Below are 7,974 nucleotides of genomic sequence, written 5' to 3'. Positions count from 1 at the left end.
TTTTAATATACTCTGCTATTGGGTGCTTACGCACGATTTAATGAAAAAGAGATAATTGGCACAATATGTTGAATTTATTAACTATCGCCCTAAAATATAGACGAAAAGTAATAAACAAACTTGACAAAATAAAGGAAGTGCCTTAATATGATTCTAATCAAAAAATAATGTAAACAGATTTACCAACGTGAGAGTGAGGGAGAAAAAATGAAGTACTCGAAAATTGCCGTAAGTCTTCTTTCTGTAGCTGCAGCCGCCCTGCTAACGGCTTGCGGCAACCAGCAATCCAGTTCTGAGAAAAAGCAATTTTCTTGGTCAACCGGCGCGGAACTGTCAACTATCGACATGTCCAAGGCTAGTGATACAATTAGTTATGACCAGCTCCGCAACACTATGGAAGGCTTATATCGGACCGGTAAAAGTGGCAAGATCATGCCAGGGCTAGCGACTAGTTCAACTGTTTCTAAAGATGGCAAGACCTATACCTATACCTTGCGCAAGTCCCGATGGAGCGATGGCAGTGAAGTTACGGCCAAGGACTTTGTTTATTCCTGGCGGCGGACCGTCAACCCTAAGACGGCGTCAGAATATGCCTACCTTTTTGAAGGCATTAAGAATGCGACTGCGATTACCGATGGTAAAAAGCCGTTATCAAGCCTTGGCGTGAAAGCTGTAGGCAAGTATAAACTCGTCGTCACTCTGGACCGGCGAATACCCTACTTTAAGAACCTAATGGCCTTTGCCTTGTTCTTCCCGCAATCAGAAAAAGCCGTCAAGAAGTACGGGTCAAAGTACGGGACGGCTTCAAAATATATGTTGTATAATGGCCCATTTGTCCAAAAGGGCTGGACCGGCTCTAACCTCTCTTGGAAGATGGTCAAGAATAAGTACTACTGGGATAAAAAGAATGTGAAAGTTGACCAGATCAACTGGAGTGTGCAAAAGACGCCGGCAACTGCCTACAACCTCTACCAAACTAGCAAGCTAGATGCCTTTAGCTTAGACTCTTCGCAAACCAAGCAATTGGCTAAGAAGTCTGGCTTCCAATTGGTCAACAATGGTGGGACGGCTTACCTCCAATACAATTTGCAAAAGGACAAGAATCTGGCTAATACCAAGATCCGGCAAGCGATCTCCATGGCCATTGACCGGAATGGCCTTTGCTCAACTCTAGGCGGCAACAACAAAGCAGCCAAGACCTTTACGGCTAGTGGCTTGATGCATGTTGATGGGCAAGAATATACTAGCGGAATCAGCTCAGCTTCTGAAACTTACAACCAGTACAATCCAAAGAAGGCTAAGAAGCTCTTTAAAGAAGGCTTGGCAGAACTGGGCAAGTCTTCAATTACTGTTTCCATCCTGGCTGATGATACGGACAACGGCAAAAAGACCGTTGAAGCCCTGCAAAGTGAACTGGAACAAAACCTGGGCAACATCAAGGTTGAAACCTTAACCGTGCCATTCAAGACTCGGATGGCACGCCGGGAAGCAGGGAAGTTTGATATTATGCTGTCAACTTGGATTGCCGACTTCAACGACGCAATTTCCTTCCTAGACCTGATGACCAGCAGCAATACCAGAAACTATGGTAAGTGGAAGAACTCAGAATATGACAGCTTGATTGCTAAGTCCAAGGTGACGGCCTCAGCAATTGAACGGGTAAAGTACCTGCAAGAAGCAGAAGCTATCCTCCTCAAAGACGAAGGGATCACGCCAGTTTACTACATGACGACGGCTTACCTGATCAGACCAAGCATCAAGAACGTCTACAACGACAACTTGGGCGGCTGGCAGTTTAAGTATGCAGAAGTCAAGTAGCTAGTAAATATGCTAAAAAGATCAGCTTGGCTGGTCTTTTTTATTTTTTCAAATATAGAAAGAAGTACAAAAAAGAAATACTAGGGCAATTCGACAGTTAGAACATCGTTAACAGTTAGCAGGTAAAAAATCTTGCTGTCGGCATCGCGAAAGACAAAGCGGCTGGCAGACAGGCGCTTGGTAATCTTGCCCACCTTCCAAGAACCATCGTTTAAGGTGATGAGGGCGTAGGAACGGTTCAGCATGGCTTCTTGCAAATGCTGCAGGTTTTCACTCAATTCATCGGGCATGATCGCCAGGCGGTCGGGGTCATAAGCGAACAAGTAATGAAATGCTTTCTTAATTGGTTGAACAGCATGCTTGGCAAAAGACGCAATTTGGGACATAATATATGCAGACTCCTTAAATTTGAACTCAATTAGAACTTCGAACACTTGTTTGTGATTCTATTATACGAACCTGTGTTCAAAAATGCAAGGCTTATTTTGAAAAAAGCTTTTTTTCTTGCCTAGTACTTGAAGAAAGGGCCTGAATGGTCCAAAATAGAATTACTAGTCAGAAAAGGAGCAATCATGGCAGATAAAGGATTATTGCTGGTCCTGTCCGGTCCTTCTGGGGTTGGCAAGGGGACAGTTAAAAGTGCAATCGTAGAACACAAGGTTTTCCCATTTGAATACTCAGTCTCAATGACTACTCGTAAGCCTCGTGAAGGCGAAGTTGATGGGAAAGACTACTTCTTTGTCACTAGAGAAGAATTCAAGCAGGCAATTGCTAATAATGAGCTGCTTGAATACAATGAATACGTCGGCAATTTGTACGGCACGCCTCTTGGTCCAGTCAAGCAGATGCTGGCCGAAGGCAAGGACGTGCTCTTGGAAATTGACGTTAATGGAGCACAGAAAGTCCGGGAACAAATGCCAGATGGCGTATTTATTTTCCTGACGCCGCCAGATTTGCATACCCTGCGTGACCGCTTGGAACACCGTGGGACTGAGTCTGAAGAAGTAATTCGGGGTCGGATTGCCCAAGCCCGTAAAGAAATCCTCGTGATGCAGGATTATGATTATGCCGTTGTTAACGATACGGTAGCCAATGCCGTTTCCCACATCAAGGCCATCGTGGATGCCGAACACGTTAGCGTTAAGCGGGTAATCGATGATTATCGTAAAATGGTTAAGGAGGACTAAGTATGAGAATTACCTACCCATCAATTGACAAGTTGTTAGACGAAATCGACTCAAGATATTCCCTTTCAGTTTTAGCAGCTAAGAGAGCCCACGAATTGGAAGCTGGCAAGCCTGGCGCTTTGGACAACTACCACAACTTAAAGCCAGTTGGCCAAGCTTTGGAAGAAATCGCCGCCGGCAAGGTCACGATTGACGAAGATCATGAAGCTAAGGCTGACCAAGCTGCAGAATAATTTTTAAAGGAGCGGATAAAGCAAACCGCTCCTTTTTGTATGGATTTGCTTGTAAAAGATAGGTGATTGCGTGATTGCACAAGTAATTGTTGACGTGGCAGCCCGGCAGACTGATCGCGTCTTTGACTACCTAGTGCCAGAGGGCTTAGAAATTTCCATTGGCAGCCGGGTCATCGTTCCTTTTGGCAATAGAAAGGTGCAGGGCTTTGTGGTCGGCTTTAGTGAAAAGAGCCAGTTTCAAGGACAACTAAAGGATCTGCTGTTAGTCGTAGACGAAATGCCGCCTTTGACCAAAGAACTGGTAGCCTTGTCGGCTGATCTTGCCCAGCAAATTTTTGCCTACCGGATCAGCATTTTGAAGACCATGCTGCCGAGCGTTATGCGGGCCAATTATCGGAAAATCCTGGTGCCAGTTAGTGACCGGGCCAAGGCCATGCCCTTTTTTGCCGGGGATGTGCTGGACTTAAGCAAGATTAGTGATCCGCATTTGCTGAAGCTGGTCAGTCAGCTCTTGAAAAATGGGGATGCAGAAGTCGAGTATCTGGTTGAAGACAAGGCAAAGAAGAAAATGACAGTTCTGTATACGCCACTTTTGTCGCTGGAAGGCTACCAGGAGCTTTTGACCAAGGTAAAAAAGAATGCCGTTCAGCAGCAAAAGCTTTTGACCGATCTCTTTGAGAATTTTGCTGCTTATCCTAAAACGCGCGAGCAGCTAGAAGGGCAGAAGATTAGCTTAGCGACCTTAAACAGTGCCGTCAAAAAAGGCTGGCTGGGTCAAAAGCAGGTTGAAAGTTATCGTAAGCCTGCTGTCTTAGCCAAGGAAAAAAGTCAGCCGAAAAAACTAAACGATGAGCAAGAAGCCGCCTATGAAGCAATTACCCAGGATGTCCAAGAAAGAAAAAGCCAAACTTTCTTGCTGGAAGGGGTGACGGGCAGCGGCAAAACCGAGGTCTACCTGCAAACGATCAGTGAAGCCCTCAAAATTGGCCGGACTGCCTTGATGCTGGTACCGGAAATTTCCCTGACTCCCCAAATGGTGGCTCAGGTTCAGGCCCGCTTTGGCAAGGAAGTGGCGGTTCTCCACTCTGCCTTGTCTGAGGGCGAGCGCTATGATGAATGGCGGCGGATCCGCCGGGGGCAGGCCAAGGTCGTGGTCGGCGCTCGCAGTGCCGTTTTTGCCCCTTTAGACAACATTGGCCTAATCATTATCGATGAAGAGCATGAAGGTACATATAAGCAGGATAAAAATCCCCGCTACCATGCAAGAGACGTAGCTATTTGGCGAAGCCGCTACCATCACTGTCCCCTGATTTTGGGCAGCGCAACGCCGTCATTAGGCAGCCGGGCTCGGGCGCAAAAGGGACTGTTTAAGCTGATCACCTTGAAAAAGCGGGCCAAGAGTCAGGCCCTGCCGCGAGTTGACCTGATTGACTTAAAGCACGTCCAGTTTGCTGGCGGGCAGTTTGACATCTCTGTCAATCTGGCTGAGGCCATTCAAAAGCGGCTGGACCGCCGCGAACAGGTGATTTTGCTCTTGAACCGGCGGGGCTTTGCTAACTTCATGCTTTGCCGCAATTGCGGCTATGTCTTAAAGTGCCCTAACTGCGACTTGTCACTCACCATGCACAAGGATACGGGCGTCATGCAGTGCCACTACTGCGGCCACCAAGAAGCTATCCCTACTTTTTGCCCAAACTGCCATGATCGACAGATTCGCTTTTTAGGAACGGGCACCCAGAAGGTGGAAGAAGAATTAGGTGAGCTTTTCCCAGCTGCCAAGGTCCTGCGGATGGACGTGGACACGACCAGACGCAAGGGCAGCTATGAAAAAATCTTGACTGCCTTTGGCCAGGGCGAAGCCGATATTCTCCTAGGCACCCAGATGATTGCCAAGGGCTTGGACTTTCCAAACGTGACTTTGGTTGGCGTCATCAACGCTGATACCGGCTTGTGGTTGCCTGACTACAATGCTTCAGAGAAAACGTTTGAGCTCTTGACCCAGGTTGCAGGTCGGGCTGGCCGGGCCGACAAGGAGGGGCAGGTCATGATCCAGACTTATAATCCGGACCACTATGCCATTGCCCTTTCCCAAAAACAGGACTACGAGCTGTTTTACGCTAAAGAAATGCAGGTCCGGCGGGCCGGCAACTATCCGCCATACTTTTACACGGTCTTGGTGACGATTGCTTCTAAAAATGAGCAAAATGCCGCAAGAGAGGCTTTTAACATTAAAAGAGTCCTCATGGCCCAGCTTCACCAGCCGACCATTATTTTGGGGCCGGCGCCTGCCACAGTTTCTCGGCTAAAAAATCAGTATCTTTACCAAATCCTGGTAAAATATAAAAAAGAAGACAAGTTAAATGCCCTACTTCACCAGCTGCAAGACCAAGCACAGGAAATCAAGAAGTATGGCTTAACGGTTGAAATCGACACTGAACCAGAAAGAATCATGTAAATCAAGCAAAGGAAAAAGCACAAGATGAATTCAGTAATTTTTTTAGGGACGCCAGCCTTTGGCGCGACTGTTTTAGAAGGCTTGATCAAGGCCGGCTACGACATTAAAGCCGTAGTTACCCAGCCAGACAAAAAGGTGGGCCGCAAGCAAAAGATCGTTTATTCACCAGTCAAGGAACTGGCATTAAAATACGCTTTGCCGCTTTATCAGCCAGTCCGCTTGTCTAAGTCAGATGACCTGAACGCCTTGATGGCCATTCAGCCAGACTTTTTGATCACTGCCGCCTTTGGTCAATTTTTGCCAACACGCTTTTTGAAGACAGCTAAGATCGCAGCCGTCAACGTCCACGGATCCCTTTTGCCTAAGTACCGGGGCGGGGCACCAATCCAGTATGCGGTGAGAAACGGGGATGCCGAAACTGGCGTAACCATCATGGAAATGGTCAAGGAAATGGACGCCGGCGACATGTACGCCCAAGCTAAATTGCCAATCGGGCCAGATGAAACCAGCGGTGAAGTTTTTGAAAAGCTGGCACCTTTAGGCCGGGACCTACTCTTAGAAACCCTGCCAAAGATTGCTAGTGGCGAAATCGTCAAAAAGCCGCAAGACCCAAGTCAAGTGGTCTTTTCTCCAACCATTGAAAAGAGCGAAGAAAGAATTCCGCTGACCTTGACGGCACAAGAAGCCAAAAACTTGATCCGGGCCCTGAACCCTGATCCTGGTGCTTACTTAGTGGTCCAAGGCAAGCGGCTCAAGGTTTGGGCTGCTGAGGTTGCTGAAGACAATACTAGTTTGCTAGCCGGCTGCCTGGTTTCAAACCAAGGCCGTTTTGCCATCAGCTTTGCTGATTCCACCGTCTTAAACCTGACTGAAGTTCAGCCAGTTGGCAAAAAGGCCATGAAGGTGAAGGACTTTTTGAATGGCCAAGGTAAGAAGTTTAACGCAGGAGACCAAATCGTTGATGAAGACTAATGCCCGCAGCATCGCCCTTGAAACCTTGATCAAGGTCTTGGCTCAAGGCTCATACTCTAATATCAGTTTAAATCACGCACTAAAAGGGGCTAAGCTGCCTGCTGAAGAGTCGCGCCTGGCAACCAACCTGGTTTACGGGACCCTGCAAAACAAGCTGTATTTGGACTACCAGTTAAAGGGCCTGGTCAAGGCCAAGCTGAAAGAAGCTTACATTGAGCCGCTCTTATTAATGTCTATTTACCAGTTGCTCTTTTTAGACAAGGTGCCAGCTAGAGCGGTTTTGGATGAGGCCAATAAATTGGCCAAGGCTTTTGGCAAGCCCAAGTCCAGTGGCTATCGCCTGGTGAACGGTATTCTGCGCTCTTTTCAAAGACGTGGTACTATTTTGCCTAAAGAAGACGATCCCGATTATTTAAGCGTCAAGTATAGCGAGCCAAAATGGCTGGCCGACTACTTGGTAGCCAACTGGGGACCAAAGCGGGCCGAGAAGATCATGGCCAGCTTTAACACCCATGCCAAAAATGAGATCAGAATTTCTAACCTGGTCAAAGAAGGACAGGTTGTTTATGACCTGAAAAAGGCCCATTTTAACCCGGTCGAATCCGCTTTAGCTGACCGAAGCTACTCCTTGAGCCGCGGCGGGATTATCTTGACTGACTTTTTCAAAGAGGGGCAAGTTACCGTTCAAGACGAAGCAGCCAGTTTGGTGGCTGAAGCCTTTGACTTTACTGGCAATGAACGTGTGCTTGATTCCTGTGCGGCGCCCGGCGGCAAGACCATTCAGCTGGCAGAAAAAGTGTCAGAAGGTCAAGTCACTGCTTTAGACATCCATGAGAAAAAACTCCGCTTAGTTAGAGAAAATGCCCAAAGAATGCAGGTAGCAGACCGCGTTAAAACCAAAGCCTTAGATGCCCGCAAGGCGGGAGGGTATTTTTCAAAGGGAGAATTTGATAAAATACTAATAGATGCACCTTGTTCTGGATTAGGACTTTTGCGCCGCAAGCCGGAAATCCGCTATAGCAAGCAGCCAGCGGACATTACCAACTTAGCGCAAATTCAGCTCGACATCTTAAACGAAGTCGCGGGCCTATTAAAGTCAGGCGGGGAATTAGTTTACTCCACCTGCTCGATTTCGGTAGAAGAAAATGAGGAAAATGTCCAAAAGTTTCTCAAGGCCCACCCAGACTTTGTCCTGAAGCCGTTTAAAACGGCCAAGGTCAAAGCCGAGCAAGGGATGCTGAAGATCCTGCCAGACAGTTATAACAGTGATGGATTTTTCATTGCTAAATTTACGACAAGAGGTTAGTAC

Annotated in this window: 7 protein-coding genes; 6 read left to right on the top strand and 1 reads right to left on the bottom strand. The window is 47.4% G+C overall.

The window, feature by feature from the left end; translation table 11 throughout:
• The first annotated feature begins 207 nt into the window (after positions 1-207).
• Entirely contained in the window at positions 208-1,818 is a 1,611-nt protein-coding gene (locus FC20_RS01140) for a peptide ABC transporter substrate-binding protein (protein WP_008459801.1), read from the top strand.
• Positions 1,819-1,898: 80 nt separating this feature from the next.
• On the opposite strand, the gene FC20_RS01135 is transcribed toward FC20_RS01140, so the two are convergent.
• The gene (locus FC20_RS01135) at positions 1,899-2,204 is read right to left on the bottom strand and encodes a hypothetical protein (RefSeq protein ID WP_008459803.1); all 306 of its coding nucleotides are present in this window, start codon (positions 2,202-2,204) and stop codon (positions 1,899-1,901) included.
• A gap of 186 nt (positions 2,205-2,390) precedes the next feature.
• On the opposite strand from FC20_RS01135, the gene gmk reads away from it, so the two are divergent.
• The 5 genes from gmk to rsmB all read left to right on the top strand — a co-directional run bounded on the left by gmk (position 2,391) and on the right by rsmB (position 7,971).
• Complete coding sequence (gene gmk, locus FC20_RS01130; RefSeq protein ID WP_008459805.1) at positions 2,391-3,005, top strand: guanylate kinase; 615 nt, start codon at positions 2,391-2,393, stop codon at positions 3,003-3,005.
• Positions 3,006-3,007: 2 nt separating this feature from the next.
• Positions 3,008-3,238 carry a DNA-directed RNA polymerase subunit omega gene (gene rpoZ / locus FC20_RS01125; RefSeq protein ID WP_008459806.1) on the top strand — a complete coding sequence of 77 codons (231 nt, stop codon included), beginning with the start codon at positions 3,008-3,010 and terminating at the stop codon, positions 3,236-3,238.
• Between the two features lie 70 nt (positions 3,239-3,308).
• Positions 3,309-5,693 carry a primosomal protein N' gene (gene priA / locus FC20_RS01120; RefSeq protein ID WP_008459809.1) on the top strand — a complete coding sequence of 795 codons (2,385 nt, stop codon included), beginning with the start codon at positions 3,309-3,311 and terminating at the stop codon, positions 5,691-5,693.
• Positions 5,694-5,717: 24 nt separating this feature from the next.
• A complete protein-coding gene (gene fmt / locus FC20_RS01115; RefSeq protein WP_008459810.1) occupies positions 5,718-6,665 on the top strand; it encodes a methionyl-tRNA formyltransferase in 948 nt (315 codons plus the stop codon).
• Positions 6,655-7,971 carry a 16S rRNA (cytosine(967)-C(5))-methyltransferase RsmB gene (rsmB, locus tag FC20_RS01110; protein WP_008459811.1) on the top strand — a complete coding sequence of 439 codons (1,317 nt, stop codon included), beginning with the start codon at positions 6,655-6,657 and terminating at the stop codon, positions 7,969-7,971. Before fmt ends, rsmB begins: the two co-directional genes overlap by 11 nt.
• Positions 7,972-7,974 lie beyond the last annotated feature (3 nt).

Source organism: Lactobacillus equicursoris DSM 19284 = JCM 14600 = CIP 110162 (assembly GCF_001434815.1).
GTDB classification, from domain to species: domain Bacteria; phylum Bacillota; class Bacilli; order Lactobacillales; family Lactobacillaceae; genus Lactobacillus; species Lactobacillus equicursoris.
The sequence above is the reverse complement of the archived record's forward strand: the minus strand, read 5'-3'. Positions and strand labels throughout refer to the sequence as shown.

Coding starts and splice junctions, on each gene's coding strand:
- FC20_RS01140 (WP_008459801.1), top strand. CDS start 208: ATGAAGTACTCGAAAATTGCCGTAAGTCTTCTTTCTGTAGCTGCAGCC.
- FC20_RS01135 (WP_008459803.1), bottom strand. CDS start 2,204: ATGTCCCAAATTGCGTCTTTTGCCAAGCATGCTGTTCAACCAATTAAG.
- gmk (WP_008459805.1), top strand. CDS start 2,391: ATGGCAGATAAAGGATTATTGCTGGTCCTGTCCGGTCCTTCTGGGGTT.
- rpoZ (WP_008459806.1), top strand. CDS start 3,008: ATGAGAATTACCTACCCATCAATTGACAAGTTGTTAGACGAAATCGAC.
- fmt (WP_008459810.1), top strand. CDS start 5,718: ATGAATTCAGTAATTTTTTTAGGGACGCCAGCCTTTGGCGCGACTGTT.
- rsmB (WP_008459811.1), top strand. CDS start 6,655: ATGAAGACTAATGCCCGCAGCATCGCCCTTGAAACCTTGATCAAGGTC.